Here is a 20,372-nt window from a genome sequence, read left to right as displayed (position 1 = left end):
CTCTTGTCCACCGGAAAACCGCATTTCTGTGGATAAGTAAATTGCGCGACTCATGCATGCGGCGCATTCTTCAACTGTCGAACGGGAAGGTTGCTTTCCGGATCATGCCGCAAGGCACTGAAGCGGGACGATTTACCGAAACGTACGATGCATCGGTCAAAGACCGGCAAGACGGAAACGGCACCCCTTTGAAGGCTTCCTTGTGAAGCATTCGAAATGCCCGACCGGATCGCCACAAAGTCGATGGGCGATGGATGGCCAGAAAACCGGCAATCGCGGACAAGTCACGCGGCCTTCGGGTCGATGATGCGGATGAAGCGGCAGCAGGAAACATGACCTCGGTATGCGGATGCGCTTGCGAACCGATCCCGACGGGCTTTGCCCATGGCGATCAAACGGCAAGGCGGAAACAGACCGGATGCCGGCGCGAGCGCCGTGCGACAGAGGCGATGGCCTTAGGGTCAATGCCGAAACCGCCGGGCGCCAAGCCTTCCAATCGTGCCAGCACGAATTGGAAGCCACGGGCCGGTGAGAGTGGGGCCGGTAGCGATACCGGCCCCATTTGCTTTGGTTCGCCCGACAACATCCACAAAAGCAACAAAACAGGCTGATTCGCCGCGGGATAGGCGGCGCATAAACGCGGCCAATGCGCGCGTTATCGCAAAAATGCCGGTTCAAATGTGGCCGAAAGGCGGCAAACCGAAACCAATTGGAAGTTTTTGCTGCTATTGTCCGGCCCCATGAAGACGCAAGTCAACATGCGGCTGCGCCCGATGCGCGCCATCGCCCTATTCGGCATCGCCACCATGGCGGCAATGCCGGTATCGGTCGCCCGCGCAGGCACCGAGGACCCGATGGCCGCCGCGCTGGAGGCCGAACTCGCCCTCGCGACTGTTCCGGCGACTGCCATTCATAACGCAGGGTCCGCCGATACAGTTCCTGAAATGGCCGAACCCGAAGCCGCAGAGCCCGAGATTGCCGAATTGCTCGGCACCGGCGAAGCCAGCTGGTACGGCCCCAAATTCGCAGGGCGCCGGACGGCCAGCGGCGAGACTTTCGACCCGACGGAACTGACGGCCGCGCACCGCACCCTGCCCTTCGGCAGCCTTGTGCGCGTTACGTCAAACCGTACCGGCAAGTCGGTAGTGGTCCGCATCAACGATCGCGGCCCCTATCACGGCAATCGCGTGATCGACCTGTCCGAAGCCGCCGCCAAGGAAATCGGAATCAAGAGCCGCGGGCGCGGCAATGTCGATCTGGCGCTGCTCGAAGGCTAAACCCTACCCGGCAGGCGCTGTTTCCGGCCGGTTTGTTTCTGCCTCCACTTCCGGCACTATCTCTTTATCAACGGCATCAGGCGTTTCATCCGCGCCATCGGGCGATCCGTGTCCGGCATCGGGCGCTCCGATCACGCCCGGCGTTTTCAGCGGCGCGGCACCGGTTTGCGTCATGCACCATCGCACCTGCTCCATCGCGCGGTCGCGGTGTTCGCCGTCCAGGTCGGACAGGGTGAAACCCTGCTGCGCCAGCCGCCCCGTGGTGCAATCGCACAGGCGCTTCAGCTGCTTCTCTCCATTGGCCAGCGCGGCCAGCTTTACGTCGCAGCGTTCCAGCGCCTCGGTCCGCTCGGGCGTTTCCAGCCCCGGTTGCGGATCGCCGCACGATGCCAGAGCGGCCAGAACCGCGAGCGGCACAACCGCAAAACCCGTCTTAGAAATGCGTGGCAATTGGCCTACTCCGCCCGTTCAGTCCGCTTGCAACTCTTTCGCATGTGCGCCCCGCATGCAAGCCTGTCGCACATGCTACCCCCCGCGCAAAAGCTGCACGCCATAGTCGCGTTCGAAGAGATACAGCGCCAGCCGCGCCGCATCGCCGCGCGGGCCCTCCAAATCGCTGCCCGCACGGTCGAGCAGTAAGCGGGCATCGTCATGCGCGGCTTCGAGCAATTCCGTAATCTGTTCGGGGCTGGCAACGCGAAAAGCGGTTTCGCCCGACTGGCGCGTGCCCAGAATTTCGCCCCCGCCGCGCAGCCGCAAATCCTCTTCGGCAAGGCGGAAACCGTCCTGCGTCTCCCGCATCAGCGCAAGCCGCTCACGCCCCGTTTCGCTCAACATCTGGCCGCGCAGCAGCAGGCAGACCGATTCCGCCGCCCCACGCCCGACGCGCCCGCGCAGCTGGTGCAGCTGGGCAAGGCCGAAGCGCTCCGCCTGTTCGATCACCATCAGCGAGGCATTGGGCACATTCACCCCCACCTCGATCACCGTGGTCGCCACCAGCACCGCAACTTCGCCGCTGGCAAAGCGGGCCATGTTCGCGTCCTTGATCTCGGGCCGCAATTGTCCGTGGACAAGGGTCACATTCCCCTCGCCCAGCACGTGCTTCAGCGCATCGAAACGCTCTTCGGCCGCGGCCAGATCCTCGCGCTCGTGCTCGTGCACCATGGGGCACACCCAATAGGCCTGCTTGCCCGATTGCACATGGCGGACCAGACCGGCGACGACATCGTCCATCCGCTCGACCGGCACGACGCGCGTATCGATGGGTTTGCGCCCCGGCGGCAGTTCGTCCAGCTGGCTGACCTCCATCTCGCCATGCTGGGCCAGCAGCAGGGTACGCGGGATGGGCGTTGCGGTCATGGCAAGGCAATGGGCAGTGGTGCGCGCCTTTTGCTGCAACATCAGCCGTTGACCCACGCCAAAGCGGTGCTGTTCGTCGATCACGACAAGGCCGAGATCGCGGTAATTCACGCTGTCCTGAAAGATGGCATGGGTGCCGACGACGATATGGATCGATCCATCCAGCAGCCCCATCAGGATGGATTCGCGCGCACGCCCCTTGTCCCTGCCCGTCAGCAATGCGATTTCGACACCGGTGCCGCGTGCCATTTCCTGCAAGGTCGCGTGATGCTGGCGCGCCAGAATTTCGGTGGGCGCCAGCAGAGCGGCCTGTTTCCCGCATTCGATGGCGTTCAGCATGGCAAGCAGCGCCACGACCGTCTTGCCGCTGCCGACATCGCCTTGCAACAGGCGCAACATCGGGTGCGGCTGCGCCATATCGCCCTCTATCTCGCGGATCGAGCGCGCCTGCGCGCCGGTCAGCGCGAAGGGCAGCGTCAGCCGGTCGCGCAAATGACCGTCGCCCTGCATCGACGTGCCCTTGCGACGGCGATTGTCGGCACGCACCAGCATCAGCGCCAGTGCGCTGGCGAACAACTCGTCATAGGCAAGCCGGTCGCGCGCTTCCTTGTGCCGACCGCGATGGACCAGATGAAGCGCATCGCGCCATTTCGGCCAGCCGCGCCGCTCCATCACGCCGGGTTCGATCCATTCGGGCAATTCGGGCAGCGCGCCCAGTGCCTGCTCGATCAATGGTTGCAGCCGCCCTGCCGTCAGCCCGTCGGACAGCGGATAGACCGGCTCGCACGTTTGGCCCAGCGCCGCGCCGCCATCCTCCGACACGTGATCGGGGTGCACCATTTGCAGCGTGTCGTTAAAGTGCTCCAGCTTGCCCGCCACCCAGCGCGCTTCTTCCAGCGGCAGCAATTTGCGCGCGGAATAGGACGCCCGCCCGAAATAGGTCAGCGCGATCCGTTCGCCCGCGTCATCCTCTGCCATCACGCGGAACGGACCCCGCCCGCTGCCGCTGGCGCGATAGGCCTTGGGCGTCAGCCTGACGATGATGTGTTCGCCGATCCCGCCTTCGGCCAGCGCGCCGATCTGGCGGCGTTCGATAAACCGGTCGGGCAGATGATAGGCGAAATCCTTCACATGCCGCAGGCCCAGCCGGTCGAGCGGCTTTTCAAGCTTCGCGCCCACGCCCTTCAGGCTATCGGCAGCGGCGAACAGGGGATTGAGCACTTCGGGACGCATGACGATGCTATAGCGCCGCATTCCGGCGCTTGCACCGCATCGCGCACGAGTATACCCGACCAGCATGAGCGACACCGCGAAACCCGACCAAGACCGGCTGAACCCTGAACGTTTGGGGCGGGCCAAGTTCCGCGCATGGCACCGCGGCACGCGCGAAGCCGATTTCATGATCGGCGGCTATTTCGACAAATGCCACGCCGAATGGGTGGAACAGGAATTGGCCTGGTTCGAGGCCTTGCTGGACGAGGACGACGTCGACATCATGGCATGGGCACTGGGCACGCAATTGCCGCCCGAACGCTTTGCAGGGCCAATGATGGATGCGCTGCAACGGCTGGATTACGTTCATATCCATAGATAGGCGGGCCCGGCAGCCGCCGATCGGGGCTTGCGGCAGGTGAATTCCGTCGCCAGATAGCGCCCCGAAATGACGAATTGCGCATGACCGATCTTCCCCGCCTGATCGCCGCGGATCAACCGCTGGTGCTGTCCTCGCTTGCGCGCGGCGCATTGCCGCTGGTTCTGTCCGATCTGGCGCGCGCGGCGCGCGGCACGGGCAATGCGGCACGAGCGGTCTTTGTCGCACCCGACGAGCAGGCGATGCAGGCAATCGCCGATGCCGCCCCGTTCTTCGCGCCCGAACTGGATGTGATCGAGTTTCCGGCGTGGGACTGTCTGCCCTATGACCGGTCCAGCCCTGCATTGTCGGTCAGCGCGCGGCGACTGGCGGCACTGCAGGCTCTAAACAATCGTGGGCAGGGCAAGGCCGACGGCCCGCAATTGCTGGTCACCACGGTCAATGCGCTATTGCAACGCGTGCTGACCCCGTTCCGCATACGCGAAGCTACGCGCATGCTGAAACCGGGGGCGGAGATCGGGCACGAAAGCCTGATCGCGCTGCTGCAACGGCAGGGTTATGCGCGCAGCGATACGGCGATCGACGCAGGCGAATTTGCGGTGCGGGGTTCGATCTTCGATATCGTGCCATCGGGCCTGAAGACGCAGAATGACGCGGGCGAGACGATACAGGCGGGCCTGCGGCTGGACTTCTTCGGCGACGAGCTGGAGAGCATGCGCCTGTATGATCCCACCACCCAGCGCACCACGGGCGTTGCCGAACACCATCTGCTGCTGCCCGCGAGCGAGGCGCTTTTGTCGGAAGACACGATCAAACGGTTCCGCGGCAATTACCGCGAGATGTTTGGCGCGAATGCCACCGGCGACCCGTTGTATCAGGCGGTGAGCGAGGGGCGGCGGCTGGCAGGGATGGAGCACTGGCTGCCCCTGTTCGAGGAAAAGCTGTCCACCCTGTTCGATCATCTGGGCAAGGACGACACGATCGTCATCGATGGCGGCGCGATCCGTGCGGGTGAGGAGCGCCTGGCCGAAATCCGCGATTACCGGCAGGCCCGCCAGCAGGTCGCAGGGCAAAAGGCAGGCAGCTATCGCCCGCTGGCGGCTGACGCGCTCTATCTGTCCGAGGATGAATTCAACGCCGCGCTGTCAAGCTGGCCGGTGCACCGCAGCTCGATCTTTGCCGAACCCGAAAGCGACAGGACGCTGGATTTCGGCTTTGCCTCCGCCCGCGATTTCGCGCCCGAGCGTTCGCGTTCGGAAAACATCTATGATGCCGCGTCGAAACATCTGGAAAAGCAGGCGAAAGCGGACAAGCGCGTGGTGCTCGCCTGCTATTCCACCGGATCGCGCGGGCGGATCGTTTCCCAATTGGGCGAAGCCGGAAAGCGCGAACCCGCGCTGGCCGACAGCTGGCAGGAAGCGCTGGGCATCGCCGCCAAGGGACGCCCTGTCGCCGTGGTGCTGCCGCTGGAGAGCGGGTTTGCCAGCGAACAGATCGAGCTGCTGACCGAGCGCGACCTGCTGGGTGACCGGCTGGTCCGCCGCAAGAAACGCCGCAAGGACGCCGATGCGTTTCTGGCCGAATTGCAGGCGCTGTCGCCAGGCGATCTTATCGTCCACATGGACCACGGCATCGGCCGTTATCTGGGCTTGCAATCGGTGCCCGTGGGCAAAAGCCCGCATGATTGCGTCGCGCTGGAATATCACGGCGGCGACAAGCTGTATGTGCCGGTCGAAAACCTCGACGTGCTGTCGCGCTATGGGTCCGAGAACGAGAATGCCGCGCTCGACCGGTTGGGCGGAGAGGCATGGCAAAAGCGCAAGAGCCGCCTGAAAGAGCGCATCCGCGAAATCGCGCATGAATTGCTGGCCACCGCCGCCAAGCGCGCGCTGCAAAAGGCGCCGGTGATCGAACCGGATGCCGATTACAATGCATTCGTCGACCGTTTTCCCTGGGACGAGACCGACGATCAGGACCGCGCCATCGGTGACGTGATGGGCGATCTGGCCGACGGGCGCGCGATGGACCGGCTGGTCTGCGGCGATGTCGGCTTTGGCAAGACAGAGGTGGCCCTGCGCGCCGCCTTCCTTGCGGCCATGGCAGGGCAGCAGGTCGTGATGATCGCGCCGACCACCTTGCTTGCCCGCCAGCATTACGCCAATTTTACCGAGCGGTTTGCCGGTTTCCCCATCAAAATCGGCCGGCTGTCGCGCCTTGTCCCTGCGAAAGAGGCCGCGGAAACGCGCGACGGGCTCGAGGCCGGTACCGTCGATATCGTCGTCGGAACCCATGCGATCCTGTCCAAGAGCGTCAGGTTCAAGCGCCTCGGCCTTGTCATCGTGGACGAGGAACAGCGCTTTGGCGTCACGCATAAGGAAAAGCTGAAGGCCCTGCGCGCCAATGTGCATGTGCTGACCCTGACCGCCACGCCCATCCCGCGCACATTGCAGATGGCGATGTCGGGCCTGCGCGAGCTTTCGGTCATCCAGACCCCGCCCGTCGACCGGCTGGCGGTGCGCACCTATGTGATGGAATGGGACGATATGGTCGTGCGCGAGGCTTTGCTGCGCGAACATCATCGCGGCGGGCAGAGCTTTATCGTCGTGCCGCGTATTTCCGACATGGGCGCGATAGAGGACTGGCTGCGCGAGAACGTGCCCGAGGTGCGCTATGTCGCCGCCCACGGCCAGATGCCCGCGACCGAGCTGGAAGAGCGCATGAGCGCGTTCTATGAGAAGAAATACGAAGTCCTGCTGTCGACCACCGTGGTCGAAAGCGGGCTGGACATTCCTTCGGCCAATACCATCGTGATCCACCGCGCCGACAAGTTCGGCCTTGCCCAGCTGTATCAGCTGCGCGGGCGCGTCGGCCGGTCGAAACTGCGTGCCTATGCGCTGCTGACGCATGATGCCGGGGTGCAATTGTCCGAAGTCGCCGAAAAGCGGCTGAAGGTGCTGGGCGATCTGGATTCGTTGGGCGCGGGCTTCCAGCTCGCCAGCCACGATCTGGATATTCGCGGCGCAGGCAATCTGCTGGGCGACGAACAATCGGGCCATATCAAGGAAGTCGGCTTCGAACTCTATCAATCGATGCTGGAAGACGCGATCATGGCGGCCAAGGCGGGCGATCTGGGCGTGGTGGAGGACCGCACTGGCCTGTCCCCGCAGATCACCGTCGACGCCCCGATCATGATTCCCGAGGACTATGTTCCCGATCTGGCCGTGCGCATGGCGCTGTATCGCCGCCTGAACGATGCCGACGACAAGGACGCGATCGAGGGTATTGCCGCCGAGATGATCGACCGCTTCGGTCCGCTCCCGTCTCCCACCGAAAACCTTGTGAAGCTGATCGAGATCAAGGCGCAGGCGCTGGCCGCCAATATCGCCAAGATCGATGTCGGACCGCGCGGCGCGCTGATCCATTTCCACAAGGACGAATTCCCCGATCCCATGGGGCTGATCGCCTATGTCGAACGGTTGAAGGGCACCGCCCGCCTGCGTCCCGACAACAAGCTGGTGATCGAACGCGCATGGGGCGATCCGAAGGCACGGCTGAACGGGCTGTTCCAGCTGACCAAGGGGCTGTCGTCCATCGTGCGGCGAGCGGTGAAACAGGCGCAACCCGCCTGATCGAACCGTCAGCCGCCCGATGGTCCCATTCCGGCGATTGCCATTACGCCCTACCATCCATAGGGTCCGCCGCGACAATCCGACTAGAGGGGCGCATGGCAGAGTATAAGCGACTGGCGCTGGCCGTTTCCGACACCGACAAGGCGCAGCGCGCCGCCCAGCGCCTGCAGGGTGAGCACGACTGGGCACCGCTGGAGGACGCCGATGCCGTGGTCGTGCTGGGCGGCGACGGTTTCATGCTTCAGACGCTGCACCAGATGCTGGATGCAAAGCGGATCATCCCCGCCTATGGCCTGAACCTTGGCACGGTCGGCTTCCTGATGAACAAGCTGGGCAGCGTGGGCGGCCCCATCGTCGAACGCGTGGCCAATGCCCGCGCGCAGACCGTCTCGCCCCTCGACATGACTGCCGTGACGCGCAGCGGCGAGACGATCACCGGCCATGCCATCAACGAAGTCTCGTTGCTCAGGGAAACGCGCCAGACCGCCAAGCTGCAGATCAGCGTCGGCGGCAAGATCCGCATCCCCGAACTTGCCTGCGACGGCGTGCTGGTGGCGACCCCTGCGGGCTCCACCGCCTATAATTTCTCGGCCAATGGCCCGATCCTGCCCTTGTCCTGCGGGCTACTGGCGCTGACCCCGATCAGCGCATTCCGCCCCCGTCGCTGGCGCGGGGCGATCCTGCCCGATCATCTGCCGATATCGATCAAGGCGCTGAACGTATCGAAACGGCCCGTTTCCGCGGTGGCCGACCAAAAGGAAATCCGCGACATCGTCAGCATCGATGTGAAGATCGCGCATGAATGCGACCTCACCCTGCTGTTCGACCGCGGCCACAGCCTGGACGAGCGGATCGTGGGCGAGCAGTTCATGATCTGACCTGCACCCTGCTGATCCTCCGCCAGCAACGCCTGCCCGATGCCGTTGGCGCAAGGGTTTGCGGCGGGCGCAAGGCGCTCCATATCGGACGGAAGCGCAAATGAAGGATGAACGATGAGTGATAGCCTGACCGTTTACTCGGCCGCCAAGGGCCTGAAAGACCCGTCCCTGTTCGTCCAGAAAGTCTATATCGCGGGCGAATGGCGCGACGCGGCGACGGGCGCAACCACCGGCGTCACCAATCCGGCCACCCGCGAAATCATCGGCACCATACCGCGCTGCGGCGCCGACGAAACGCGCGAGGCGATTGCCGCCGCCGACACTGCTTTCAAATCGTGGCGCAAGATGCCCGCGGGCGAACGTGCCGCGATCCTGCGCGAATGGCACCGGCTGATCATGGCGAACAAGGACGATCTGGGCCGGATCATGACCATGGAACAGGGCAAACCGCTGGCCGAGGCGGTGGGCGAAATCACCTATGCCGCCAGCTTCGTCAGCTGGTTCGCAGAGGAAGCGCGCCGTGTTTACGGCATGGAAGTCCCCGCCCCCTCGCCCGACCGCCGCATTCTTGTGCGCAAGGAACCGGTGGGCGTGTGCGCCGCGATCACGCCTTGGAACTTCCCCGCCGCGATGATCACCCGCAAGGCGGCCCCCGCGCTGGCAGCGGGTTGCACGATGGTCGTCAAGCCGGCCGAAGCGACCCCTTTCACCGCGCTGGCGCTGGCCGTGCTGGCCGAACGCGCGGGCGTACCCAAGGGTGTGCTGAGCGTGGTGACCGGCGATTCGCGCGCGATCGGCGGCGAGATGACCGGCAGCGAGACGGTGCGCATGCTGTCCTTCACCGGATCGACCGGCGTGGGCGCGAAACTGATCGAACAATGCGCGGGAACGGTCAAGAAACTGGGCATGGAACTGGGCGGCAATGCGCCTTTTATCGTGTTCGACGATGCCGATATCGACACGGCGGTAGAGGGCATCATGGCCAGCAAGTTCCGCAATGCGGGCCAGACCTGCGTCTGCGCCAACCGCATCTTCGTGCAAAGCGGCATTCACGACGCACTGGTCGAGGCGTTGGGCAAAAAGGTCCGCGCGTTGAAAGTCGGCAACGGGTTGGAAGACGGTATCACTACCGGCCCGCTGATCGACGACAAGGCCGACGCCAAGGTCGCCGAACATGTCGATGACGCATTGGCAAAAGGCGCCAGCATCTTCGCCCGCGCCGATGCGCCCGACGGTTTCACTGCCCCCGTGGTGCTGACCGGCGTGAAGCCGGGCATGCTGCTGATGGACGAGGAAACCTTTGGCCCGCTGGCGGGCATCGTCAAATTCGATACCGAAGAAGACGCGCTAACCATGGCCAATGACACGCCATTCGGCCTCGCCTCCTATTTCTACACGCGCGACATGGCGCGCGCATGGCGTGTCAGCGAGGGGCTGGAATATGGCATGGTCGGCCTCAACACCGGGGCGATCTCCATGGCCGAGGCGCCCTTTGGCGGCGTCAAGCAATCGGGCCTTGGGCGTGAGGGCGGCACGGTCGGGATGGAGGAATTTCTTGAAATGAAGACCCTGCACTGGGCCGGCCTTTCCTGATCCGGTCCCCGCCTGAATCCGAACGGTTTTGCTGGTCCGGACGCAGTTTTGCACAGCAAGCCCGTCCGGACCGGAAAAGATGTGAAATTCCGCTCTTGCCAAACGCCGCGCCCCTCCATATAGGCACGGCCCTGCCCCCTAAGTACCGCTTGGGGGCTGCTCCCCGATAGCTCAGCGGTAGAGCATTCGACTGTTAATCGAATGGCCGTAGGTTCGAATCCTACTCGGGGAGCCACTTCCTTCCTTTTTCAAGCGACGGCGCCGCCCCGCCGGAACGGGCACGGCGGTGTCGGCCGTGCAACCCCCTTGAAATCAGGCATTTTTGTGGCGCCGCGACCAGTCGCGCGCCTTGCGCGGCAAGGCGTTGTGACGGGCGGATCGTATTGGCCGTTCGATGCGTTTTCCTATCAAAGCCCGAATGGTCGGGCACGCAAATCGAAAGGAAGACCCCATGGGCGAGCTGACCGAGAAGATCAAAGGCAACACCAATGAAGCCATTGGCGAAGTCAAGCAGCAGAGCGGCAATCCGCAGACGCGACAGGAAGGCCGCGAACAGGAAGTCAAGGGCAAGGCCCAGCAGCTGAAGGGCGAAGTCGAAGGCGCGCTCGGCAACGACATCTGATCGCCGCCGCATCGCAATTAAGGACAAGGGCGTCCCTGCCATCGCAGGGGCGCCCTTTCTGTTTCGCGGGCTCCAGTCTATTTGGCCGAAATCGCATCGGCCCATTTACGGTCGGCAATCTCGTCGCGTTTCGCCGTGAAATCATCCTTCGACAGGATCTCGACCGCGGGGTTCAGCCCCATATGTTCGGCAAGAAGCTTCATATCCTTGCGCGTGGGCGAACCGTAAAGCGCGGCATGGCTGCTGCGCAGATAGAGCCGCAAATCGCCTCCTTCGACTGCCAGCACGCTGACGTTCAATGACTTGCGCGACTGGCCGCCCAGACGGCGGCACAGGCGGATGGCAAGGCCCCAGCCGATCGCCTCGTGCAGCCGGTCTTCGGGCGCAAGAGCCGCGATAGCTTCGGGCATGGCAGTCTGGCCGCTATTGGCCATGATCGCCGCGGCCAGCATGCCGCGCTCCGTATCCGACAGATCGAGCCATCGCTTGTAGAGCGCCCATTCCACCGCCTGCGTGGTCCGCAGGTTCGGCTCCACCTGCATCGAGGCGAGCGCCAGCATGGTCGCCGCCAGCCGCAGCCGTTCGGTGCCGTGCCGTTCGCCGGGCAAAGCTGCCACGGTCCAGCCCGCAACGCGCGCGGAAACCGCCGGAGAGGCACCGATTTGTGACGAAAACTGCCCGACACCTGCCAAAAGCGGGTCCTGCGCACGCTCGGCCTTGCTCAGCCGTGCGTTCAACAGCCCTTCGCGCAGACCCCATGAGGAGAAAACCAGACCTTCGGGCTGCAAACGTGCGAGCAAGGCCCCAAGCAAGACCGCCGCACCCGGCAGGATCGCGGCGCGCATCGACGATACGCGCGGCACCGCTTTCAGCTCGCTATTGTCGGTACGCGCAATCCGCTTGGCCAGTTTCGCCGCCTCGGCCGATGTCATCCCCAGACCGTGCGGGTCCGACAGCGGGTGCGACTGGCGGTGCATCGCATAAAGCGCCATCGCCCGCCACGTGCCGCCCACCATGAACAGCGGCCCCGTGATCGAATGGTCCCAGCCGGCATCGTGCAGCGCCTGTTCGATCACCTCGTCCAGCCGCCCCTCGCCCTGCTCCAGCAGCGCGGCCAGGCGCAGCGTGCCCAGCGGCATGCTGACCCCGCCCTGCGGCTCGCCATCGCGGATGGCAACGAGTTCAAGACTGCCGCCCCCCAGATCGGCGACCACGCCGTCGCGGCCGGGAAACGCGCCGGTCACGCCCATGGCGCTGATCCGTGCCTCTTCCTCGCCCGAGATCAGCTCGGGACTGAGCCCCAGATCGCGGACCTTTGCCAGAAACTCGGCCCCATTGGAGGCATCGCGCACGGCGGCGGTCGCCACCGTTTGCACATCCTCGATCTCCAGATCCGAAAGGATCAGCGCAAAACGGGCAAGCCCGGCCAGTGCCAGTTCCATCGCCTCGTCCGGCATGCGGCCCGTATCGGCCAGATCGCGGCCCAGCCGTGCCGTGACCTTTTCATTCATCAGCACCGATGGCGCGCGCGGCGATCCGCCATAGACGACCATGCGGACGGTGTTGGAACCGATATCGATAACGGCGCAGCTATAGCCGCCATTGTGCCTTGCGGCTTCGCGATTGCGTCGGGTGATTGAACTCATCGTCTCGATCTTGTCAGACCTGCGCACCCTTGCGCAAGGCGAGGCGCGGCACGGCATCTTCGACAAGCGCCTGTCCGCGACCCGAAAGCGAGGGATTGGTCATGAAATAATTGTGCAGGTTAAACGGCCTGTCGGTGGAATCGGCGCGGGTATAGCTGCCATCGGCCTGCAATATCCAGCTTTGTTCGGTGTCCAGCAGATTAGCCAGCAGCACCTGTTGCAGGATCTGGTCGTGCACCGTGCGGTTGCGGATCGGCACCATCGCCTCGACCCTGCGGTCCAGATTGCGGCTCATCGCGTCGGCGCTGGTGATGAACACGCGCGCGCGCGGGCTGGGAAGGCGATAGCCGTTGGCAAAGGCCCAGATGCGGCTGTGTTCAAGAAAGCGGCCGATGATCGATTTAACCTCGATCGTGTCGGAAATGCCGGGAATTCCGGTTTTCAGGCAACAGATGCCGCGCACCACAAGGCTGACGGGCACGCCCGCCTGCCCCGCTTCATACAGCTTGTCGATCACGCCCTTGTCGGTCAGCGAATTGAGCTTGGCCCAGATCGCGGCGGGGCGTCCGGCCTGCTGGTTCGCGATTTCGCGGTCTATATTGCGATACAGCTCGTTCCGCATGTCGATGGGCGAGACGACCAGCTGTTCCAGCCCGTGCGGTTCGACATAGCCGGTAACGAAATTGAACAGCTTGGCAGCGTCGCGGCCAAAGCGCGGATCGGCGGTAAAGAACGACAGATCGGTATAGATGCGCGTCGTCACCGGATGGTAATTGCCGGTGCCAAAGTGGCAATAGGTGCGATATTTGCTGCCCTCGCGCCGCACGACCATCGACACTTTGGCGTGGGTCTTCCAGTCGACGAAGCCATAGATCACCTGCACGCCCGCGCGTTCCAGCTGATTGGCCCAGAGAAGGTTCTGTTCCTCGTCGAAACGGGCTTTCAGTTCCACCACGGCGGTCACCGATTTGCCTGCCTCTGCCGCCGCGATCAGCGCGTTGATGATCGCCGATTGCTTGCCCGCGCGGTACAATGTCTGCTTGATCGCCACCACATCGGGATCGTTCGCGGCCTGACGCACGAAATCGACCACCACCTCGAAACTTTCGTAAGGGTGATGGATGACGATGTCCTTTTCGCCGATCGCGGCAAAGCAGTCCCCGTCGTGCTCCATGATACGTTCGGGATAGCGCGGGCTATAGGGCTCGAATTTCAGCTCGGGCCGGTCCTCGTCGACGATGTCGGACAGGCCTTCGACGCCGATCATGCCGTTGGTCTTGATGACCTGCACATCGGTCAGGCCCAGCTGTTCGCGCAGCAATTCGCCCGCGACGGGATCGAAATCCTCTTCAATTTCAAGCTGGATCACCTTGCCGCGGCGGCGGCGCTGGATCGCCGTGCGGAAATAGCGGACAAGATCCTCGGCCTCTTCCTCGAGCTCGATATCCGAATCGCGCAGCACGCGGAACGCGCCGTCGCCTTCGATCCGGAAGCCGGGGAACAGCAAGTCCGCAAAACGGCAGATCAGCCGCTCTATGGAAATATAGGTCGCCTCTTCCCCACCCGGCACGCGCACGAAACGCGGCAGAGCCGACGGGATCAGGATCATCTCCACCACCTGCTCGCCGTCCGAAATGCGGGTCAGGTGGAACAGCACGCCCAGACCCTGGTTCGCGACGAAGGGAAACGGATGCGCGGGATCGATCGCCTGCGGGGTCAGGACCGGCAGCAAGTGATCGAGGAAATATTCCTTGAGCCAGTTGCGCGCGTCGACATCGATGCGGCCTTCGTCGGCAACATGGATACGCTCTTTGACCAGCAGGCCGTGAAGCTCGCGCCATATGTCCTGCTGCTCGGCCTGCAATGCCTCGGTCGCCTCGCGGATGGCGGCAAGCTGCTGCGAAGGGGTGCGCCCCTCTATCGACAGTTTGGAAATGCCGCGCCGAACCTGCCCCGCCAGTCCCGCGACGCGGATCATCATGAATTCGTCGAGATTGCTGCCCGAGATCGAGAGGAAGCGCACGCGTTCCAGCAGCGGGTAATCGGGGCGCGCAGCCTCTGCCAGAACGCGCCTGTTGAACGCCAGCCAGCTCAGCTCGCGATTATAATAGAGGTCCTGCGGAGGGATCGAGTCCATCGCCGCAGGTGTCGCATCGGCCGGCTCGGACCTGGTCATCTCGTTCATCACGCTCGCCATATTGGATCGGATCGGGCAGCATCGGAACTGCCCGCCGCGCGATGCGGATGCGGTGTTACGACCGTGTTACAGTTTTCTAACCGGGATCGGACCGTCATCATGGCTGCATGGGCTGCTGAATGGCAGAAAACCGCCCCGAAACCGGTGCGGCAACCCCATGATCATGCGCGTTTGCAGCATGGGTTACAAGGCCGGAATAAGGCGGCGCAGGGCGCGGATATCATGCGCCCTATGATCGCACACATAAAAAAGGGTGCGGTCTGGCAAAGGGGGACGGCCAGACCACACCCTGCGTGGCAATCGTTTTACCGAGTCGCGAAATCAGTCGGCCTTGGCCATCCGCGACGCGGTGAACTCGCCGCGATCCAGCATGCCCAGCGCCTTGCGCGCCAGCACCCGCGAATCGGCCCATGAACCGTCCGCCGTTTCCATCTGATAGCGCATGCGATTATCCGCCACGCGCGTGAACATGGCCCGTGCCTTATCCGTATCGCCCTGCCGCGCATATTCGACGCCGCGGTTCAAAAGCTGCACCGGATCGCCATTGTCGATGATGGCGGCAACCTCGATCTCGTCGGCCACAGCAGGCTGCGGCGCGGCATTCGCCTTATAGTCGGCGGCTCCGGCATTGGTGGCGGCAGTCCCCGCCATGAGCAGGCCTGCAAGCAGCGTAGCAATCGCCATATCTTACTCTCCTTATCCGTCTCGTTGAGCAAAACATGCGCCCGATCACCCCGATCTGCAACATTTCTGTAACATTGTCATTTTTCTGAAACATTTGCGGCAAGCACCCCCGCAAAAGTTTTTGCAGGCGCGAAACCGCTGATTTCCGCGGCTTTGGACAAATATGTCAGCCGGATGATCATTTGATTGCAAAGAAACTGTCACAAGGCGGGTCTAGCGGGGCCTCGCGATCCGAAATCGCACGCAATTCGATTCTCGGTACCAAGGGGACCAACCGCCGTGACCAATATTCACCGCTCGCTTATTCTTGGCTGCAGCATGCTGGCGCTTGCCGGCTGCGGTGGCGACCAAATCGTCTCCCCCGGCACGGGCGGTGACATCATCATCACCAACCCGACGCCGACTCCCACGCCGACGCCGACGCCGACTCCCACGCCTACCCCGTCGGTGACGCCGGCAACCGGTTGCCCGACCATCAATTCGACGGGCGGTCTGACCGATTCGGGAACGATCACCGGCGACGCGGGCGAATATCGCATCTGCACGCTGCCCGCGACTTTCGACGAGAGCGACAACCTGCCCTACATCGAAGGTCTGCTCTATTCGATCAACGGCCGCGTTGACGTGGGCACCGATGGCGGCGCGACCGACACCGGCGCCGACAGCGACGTGACCCTGTCGATCGAGCCCGGCGTGATCCTGTATGGCGCGACCGGCCGTTCGTATCTGGTCGTCAACCGCGGCAACCAGATCGACGCCGTCGGCAGCGAGGACATGCCGATCATCTTCACCAGCCGTGACAACGTGCTGGGCCTTGCGACCGACAATTCGGACGCGCAGTGGGGCGGCGTCGTGCTGCTGGGCCGCGCACCGGTTTCGGATTGCCGCGACGGCGTTCCGAACAAGGCCAACCAGGCCAATTGCGAGCAGGAGCTTGAAGGCGCTGCCGTGACCACGCTGTTCGGCGGCAACACGCCCGGCGACAGCTCGGGCACCATGCAGTATTTCCAGATCCGCTTCTCGGGCTTCACGCTGGAAGGCGGTTCGGAACTGCAGTCGCTGACCACCGGCGGCATCGGTTCGGGCACCACCATCGACCACTGGATGAGCTTCAACAGCTCGGACGACGGCACCGAATTCTTCGGCGGCGAAGTCAATATGAAGAACGTCGTGGTCGTGGGCGCTTCGGACGACTCGCTCGACGTCGACACCGGCGCGCAGGCGAACCTGCAATATGTGATCGTGGCCCAGCGCGCGAGCGCCGGCGACAACATCATCGAGCTGGACTCGCCCGATGACGATTACACCACCGGCGCCCTGCCGCGCACCAATCTGCAGGTTGCCAATGCGACCTTCATCTCGCGCAGCTCGGCCAGTGCACAGGCACTGCGCCTGCGCGGCGGTGCGCAGTTCAGCCTGGTCAACACGGTTATGGACATCGACGGCGACAAGACCTGCATCCGCCTCGACGAAGCGGTAACGCTGGCCCAGAACCCGACCTTTGAATCGGTGGTCGCAGATTGCGGCACGACCCAGCCGTTCCGCGGTTCGTCGGGTGTTACCAATGCCGAAGTCGAAGCCGCTTTCGACGCCGGCGACAATAACGACTCGGCTTTCGCCATCACCCTCACCGGCTCGTTCATCAACGGCACCGGAGAGGCGGGCGTGACCGCATTCGACCCGACCGCCCTGTCGAGCTTCTTCGATGCGACCGATTATGTCGGCGCCGTCGAGGACGCGACCGACACCTGGTACGAGGGCTGGACCTGCGACAGCGCCACCCTCACCTTTGGCAATAACACCGGCCTGTGCACCGAACTGCCGGTTTATTCCTGATAGCGTAATCGGGGAGGGCGCGTTTGACCGGACGAGTGCCGGCATCCGCCCTCCCCCTTTTCGTTTTGCGATTTTGACGGGCCCACGGGGCCCGACCCGACTGATCCATTGAGGGGGTTTCAAAGCCATGTCGACCGGCAAGCGCCTTGCAGGCGTACTCCTGCTTTCCACCGCGCTTTCCTTTCCCGCCACCGGTTTCGCGCAGGACGTAATCGGCGTACCCCCGGGCGATGATCCCAGCACCGAAGCTGCCGAGATCCAGCAGGCCGAGGATGCACTGGGCCCCGGCGCCGAGGTTCTGGCCGATAGCGACGAGCAGACCGAGGACGATTATTCCGAGCCCGATATCTCGGTGCCCGGCGGCGACATCATCGTCACCGGCCGGCGTATTCGCGACGTGACCCGTTCGTCGACGCAGGTCGTCAACGTGCTGTCCGCCGAACAGATCGCCCGCACCGGCGAAGGCGACATCGCGGGCGCGCTCAACCGCGTGACCGGCCTGTCGGTGGTCGGCGACGGCCGCGTTTACGTGCGCGGTCTGGGTGACCGTTATTCGCTCGCCATGCTGAACGGCCTGCCCCTGCCCAGCCCCGAACCGCTGAGCCGCGTCGTTCCGCTCGACATCTTTCCGACGAATGTCATTGCATCCTCGCTGGTGCAAAAGACCTATTCGCCCAACTTCCCCGGTGAATTCGGCGGCGGTGTGATCAACCTCACCACCCGCGCCGTGCCCGAGGAAAGCTTCTTCACCATTTCGGTCAGCGGTGGCGGCGACACGCGCACCACGGGCCGCGACGGCCTGTCCTATTTCGGGTCCGACATCGACTGGACCGGTTTCGACAACGGTAACCGCGACCGTCCTTCGAACCTCGAGGCCTTTATCGACAGCGGCGAGCGGATCGAAAATACCGATATCGCCACGCAGGAAGGGATCGCCGCGCAGATCTGGCCGACCAATCTGGCCACTGTCCAGAAAATCGGCAATCTGCCCCCGAACTGGTCGGCTTCGGCCACGGCGGGCACGTCGTTCGACGTCGGTTCGGACGCGGTTCTTGGCGTGATCGCCACCGCTGGCCTGAAAAACAGCTGGCGCAACCGTCTGGTCGTTTCGCAGACCGGCAACACCGATCTGGAACTGCGCGACGATTCCGAAAACTTCATTACCGACCAGCGCATGTTGTTCAACGCGCTGGTGGGCATCGGCATGGATTTCGGCGAGCACACCATCCGCTGGACCAACCTGTATATCCGCGACACGCGCAAGCAGGCCAGCCTTGCCAATACGTTCCAGTACGAAGACGAATATGACGTCGTCACGCAGAACACGGCATGGTACGAACGCCAGCTGATCGACAGCCAGATCGTGGGCGAGTTCGAATTCGGGCCGCTGTCGGTCGATGTGCGCGGCGGCTATGCCCGCACCGACCGCGAGGCGCCGTATAATCTGACCTTCAACTATGTCCGCACCAATCTGGACACCCCGACCGGCGATTATTACGTTGCCAATGTCACCGGCAACCAGATCCAGAACGTCGACCCGATCACCTCGGTGTTCGAGGATCTGCAGGAAGAGCTCTGGTTCGGCGGCATCGACGCCAGCTATGAAATCCTGCCGAACCTCGTTTCGACGGTCGGCTATGCCTATTCGGACACGGACCGCTATTCCGAACGCCGCGAATTCCAGCTGCAGATGAGCGTCGACCCCAATATGGTCGATTATGGGCTGACCAACGAAGTGCTGACTGCCGTCGGCCTGCGTCGTCCGGGCGACATCGTGAACGGCGCGACGCTGGCGGGCTTTAACGTCGGCCTGGTCGAGCCCTCGGAAAACCCCGCGTTCAACGCCGCGCTGGAAGTGCATGCGGGCTATGGCCAGTTGCGCTGGCTGCCGCTCGACACGATGACGGTCGATGTCGGCGTGCGCTATGAAAGCGGCAAGCAGAACGTAGCTTTGGCCCCGGTGTTCAACGACATCGACCCGACCGCCGCGGTCACCAATATCGAGGAGGATTATTTCCTTCCCGCCGCGACGCTGACCTGGGAAGCAAGCGACGATCTGCAGCTGCGCCTGTCGGCATCGAAGACCATCGGCCGCCCGCAGTTCCGCGAGCTGATCGAGCAGACCTATTACGATCCCGAAAACAACCGCCAGTATCGCGGCAACCCGTTCCTGACCGATAGCGAGCTGTTCAATGCGGAAGCGCGCGGCGAGTATTATCTGGGCGGCGGCGACCGGCTGAGCGTGGCCGGTTTCTATAAGGAAATCGACAATCCGATCGAGGCGGTGACGAACATCACGTCGGGTGGCGGGCGCATCACCAGCTTTATCAACGTGCCCAAGGCCAAGCTGTATGGCGCCGAACTGGAAGCGCAATATAGCTATGAGCTGTTCGACGTCGGAGGCTGGTTCGAAACGAAGCAGCTGATGCTGATCGCGAACTATACCTATTCGAAGTCGGAACTGTCGGGCTTTGACGATGCGACCACGGCCCCCTTCCCCGGCAGCCCGGTCACCATCGACAGCTATTTCGACACGGGTGACGCCATGACCGGTCAGTCCGAGCATGTCGCCAACCTGCAGTTCGGGCTTGAGGATATGGACGTGCTTCAGCAGTTCACCATCCTGCTGAACTATGCCAGCGAGCGTGTGATCGGCTATGGCCCGCAGCAGCCCCCGATCGTCGAGGATCCCGGACTGACCGTGGACTTCGTCGCCCGTACCGAAGCCAGCTTCCTGGGCCAGAACGTCGAACTGAATTTCCAGGCGCGCAATATTTTTGCCCGCGACCATCTGGAATATCAGGACAACGGCACCAACCGGATCGAGGTCAACAGCTACAAGCGTGGCGCCTCGTTCTCGCTGGGTGCTTCGATGGAATTCTGATCCACGACAATTTCTGCACCTGTCGGCCCGGTTTCCCAGCGGAAACCGGGCCTCTTTTTATCCCCCGATGCGGGCGCCCTTGCCCCTTTTCGGCACATGGGCGTGCAAATTTTCGCAAGTTTAAAGAAGTCTTTGCCTAAACAGGTTTCACTTGGCACTAACAGGCCCAGGGGACT

14 protein-coding genes and 1 tRNA gene are annotated in these 20,372 nt (G+C 63.3%); 10 read left to right on the top strand and 5 right to left on the bottom strand.

Annotation, left to right across the window (positions count from 1 at the left end):
* Positions 1-56: 56 nt before the first annotated feature.
* Together LOZ74_RS06720 and LOZ74_RS06715 are read left to right on the top strand one after the other, a co-directional pair.
* The gene (locus tag LOZ74_RS06720; RefSeq protein ID WP_230293399.1) at positions 57-206 is read left to right on the top strand and encodes a hypothetical protein; all 150 of its coding nucleotides are present in this window, start codon (positions 57-59) and stop codon (positions 204-206) included.
* 534 nt (positions 207-740) lie between these two features.
* Positions 741-1,277: a septal ring lytic transglycosylase RlpA family protein gene (locus tag LOZ74_RS06715; RefSeq protein ID WP_230293398.1), complete on the top strand. Its 537-nt coding sequence runs from the start codon at positions 741-743 to the stop codon at positions 1,275-1,277.
* Positions 1,278-1,280: 3 nt separating this feature from the next.
* On the opposite strand, the gene LOZ74_RS06710 is transcribed toward LOZ74_RS06715, so the two are convergent.
* Both LOZ74_RS06710 and recG read right to left on the bottom strand, forming a co-directional pair.
* Positions 1,281-1,727, bottom strand: a complete 447-nt coding sequence (locus LOZ74_RS06710; RefSeq protein WP_230293397.1) for a hypothetical protein — start codon at positions 1,725-1,727, stop codon at positions 1,281-1,283.
* 75 nt (positions 1,728-1,802) lie between these two features.
* Positions 1,803-3,869, bottom strand: coding sequence for an ATP-dependent DNA helicase RecG (gene recG / locus LOZ74_RS06705; RefSeq protein ID WP_230293831.1), 2,067 nt, complete (start codon positions 3,867-3,869; stop codon positions 1,803-1,805).
* A 64-nt stretch (positions 3,870-3,933) separates the two neighbouring features.
* Here recG and LOZ74_RS06700 point away from each other — a divergent pair, with 64 nt between their 5' ends.
* The 6 genes from LOZ74_RS06700 (at position 3,934) to LOZ74_RS06675 (ending at position 10,949) form a co-directional block, all read left to right on the top strand.
* Positions 3,934-4,230: a succinate dehydrogenase assembly factor 2 gene (locus LOZ74_RS06700; RefSeq protein ID WP_230293396.1), complete on the top strand. Its 297-nt coding sequence runs from the start codon at positions 3,934-3,936 to the stop codon at positions 4,228-4,230.
* A gap of 80 nt (positions 4,231-4,310) precedes the next feature.
* Complete coding sequence (gene mfd, locus LOZ74_RS06695; protein ID WP_230293395.1) at positions 4,311-7,856, top strand: transcription-repair coupling factor; 3,546 nt, start codon at positions 4,311-4,313, stop codon at positions 7,854-7,856.
* A 95-nt stretch (positions 7,857-7,951) separates the two neighbouring features.
* Positions 7,952-8,734, top strand: a complete 783-nt coding sequence (locus LOZ74_RS06690; protein ID WP_230293394.1) for an NAD kinase — start codon at positions 7,952-7,954, stop codon at positions 8,732-8,734.
* Between the two features lie 114 nt (positions 8,735-8,848).
* Positions 8,849-10,327: an NAD-dependent succinate-semialdehyde dehydrogenase gene (locus LOZ74_RS06685; RefSeq protein ID WP_230293393.1), complete on the top strand. Its 1,479-nt coding sequence runs from the start codon at positions 8,849-8,851 to the stop codon at positions 10,325-10,327.
* 160 nt (positions 10,328-10,487) lie between these two features.
* Positions 10,488-10,562: transfer RNA gene (locus tag LOZ74_RS06680), tRNA-Asn, on the top strand.
* Positions 10,563-10,778: 216 nt separating this feature from the next.
* Entirely contained in the window at positions 10,779-10,949 is a 171-nt protein-coding gene (locus tag LOZ74_RS06675) for a CsbD family protein (RefSeq protein WP_230293392.1), read from the top strand.
* Between the two features lie 77 nt (positions 10,950-11,026).
* Here LOZ74_RS06675 and LOZ74_RS06670 read toward each other — a convergent pair whose 3' ends face one another.
* The 3 genes from LOZ74_RS06670 to LOZ74_RS06660 form a co-directional block, all read right to left on the bottom strand.
* Positions 11,027-12,595 (bottom strand): Ppx/GppA family phosphatase, encoded by a 1,569-nt coding sequence (locus tag LOZ74_RS06670; RefSeq protein ID WP_230293391.1) that lies wholly within the window; start codon positions 12,593-12,595, stop codon positions 11,027-11,029.
* 13 nt (positions 12,596-12,608) lie between these two features.
* On the bottom strand, positions 12,609-14,732 hold the full coding sequence (locus LOZ74_RS06665; protein ID WP_230293830.1) for an RNA degradosome polyphosphate kinase: 2,124 nt from the start codon (positions 14,730-14,732) through the stop codon (positions 12,609-12,611).
* Positions 14,733-15,113: 381 nt separating this feature from the next.
* Positions 15,114-15,476 (bottom strand): hypothetical protein, encoded by a 363-nt coding sequence (locus LOZ74_RS06660; RefSeq protein WP_230293390.1) that lies wholly within the window; start codon positions 15,474-15,476, stop codon positions 15,114-15,116.
* Positions 15,477-15,755: 279 nt separating this feature from the next.
* On the opposite strand from LOZ74_RS06660, the gene LOZ74_RS06655 reads away from it, so the two are divergent.
* Entirely contained in the window at positions 15,756-17,312 is a 1,557-nt protein-coding gene (locus LOZ74_RS06655) for a hypothetical protein (protein WP_230293389.1), read from the top strand.
* Between the two features lie 127 nt (positions 17,313-17,439).
* Positions 17,440-20,196, top strand: a complete 2,757-nt coding sequence (locus LOZ74_RS06650; RefSeq protein ID WP_230293388.1) for a TonB-dependent receptor domain-containing protein — start codon at positions 17,440-17,442, stop codon at positions 20,194-20,196.
* Positions 20,197-20,372: the final 176 nt, after the last annotated feature.

It is taken from the genome of Croceicoccus sp. Ery5 (genome assembly GCF_020985325.1).
Lineage (GTDB): Bacteria > Pseudomonadota > Alphaproteobacteria > Sphingomonadales > Sphingomonadaceae > Croceicoccus.
This window is presented reverse-complemented; position numbering and strand designations above follow the sequence as displayed.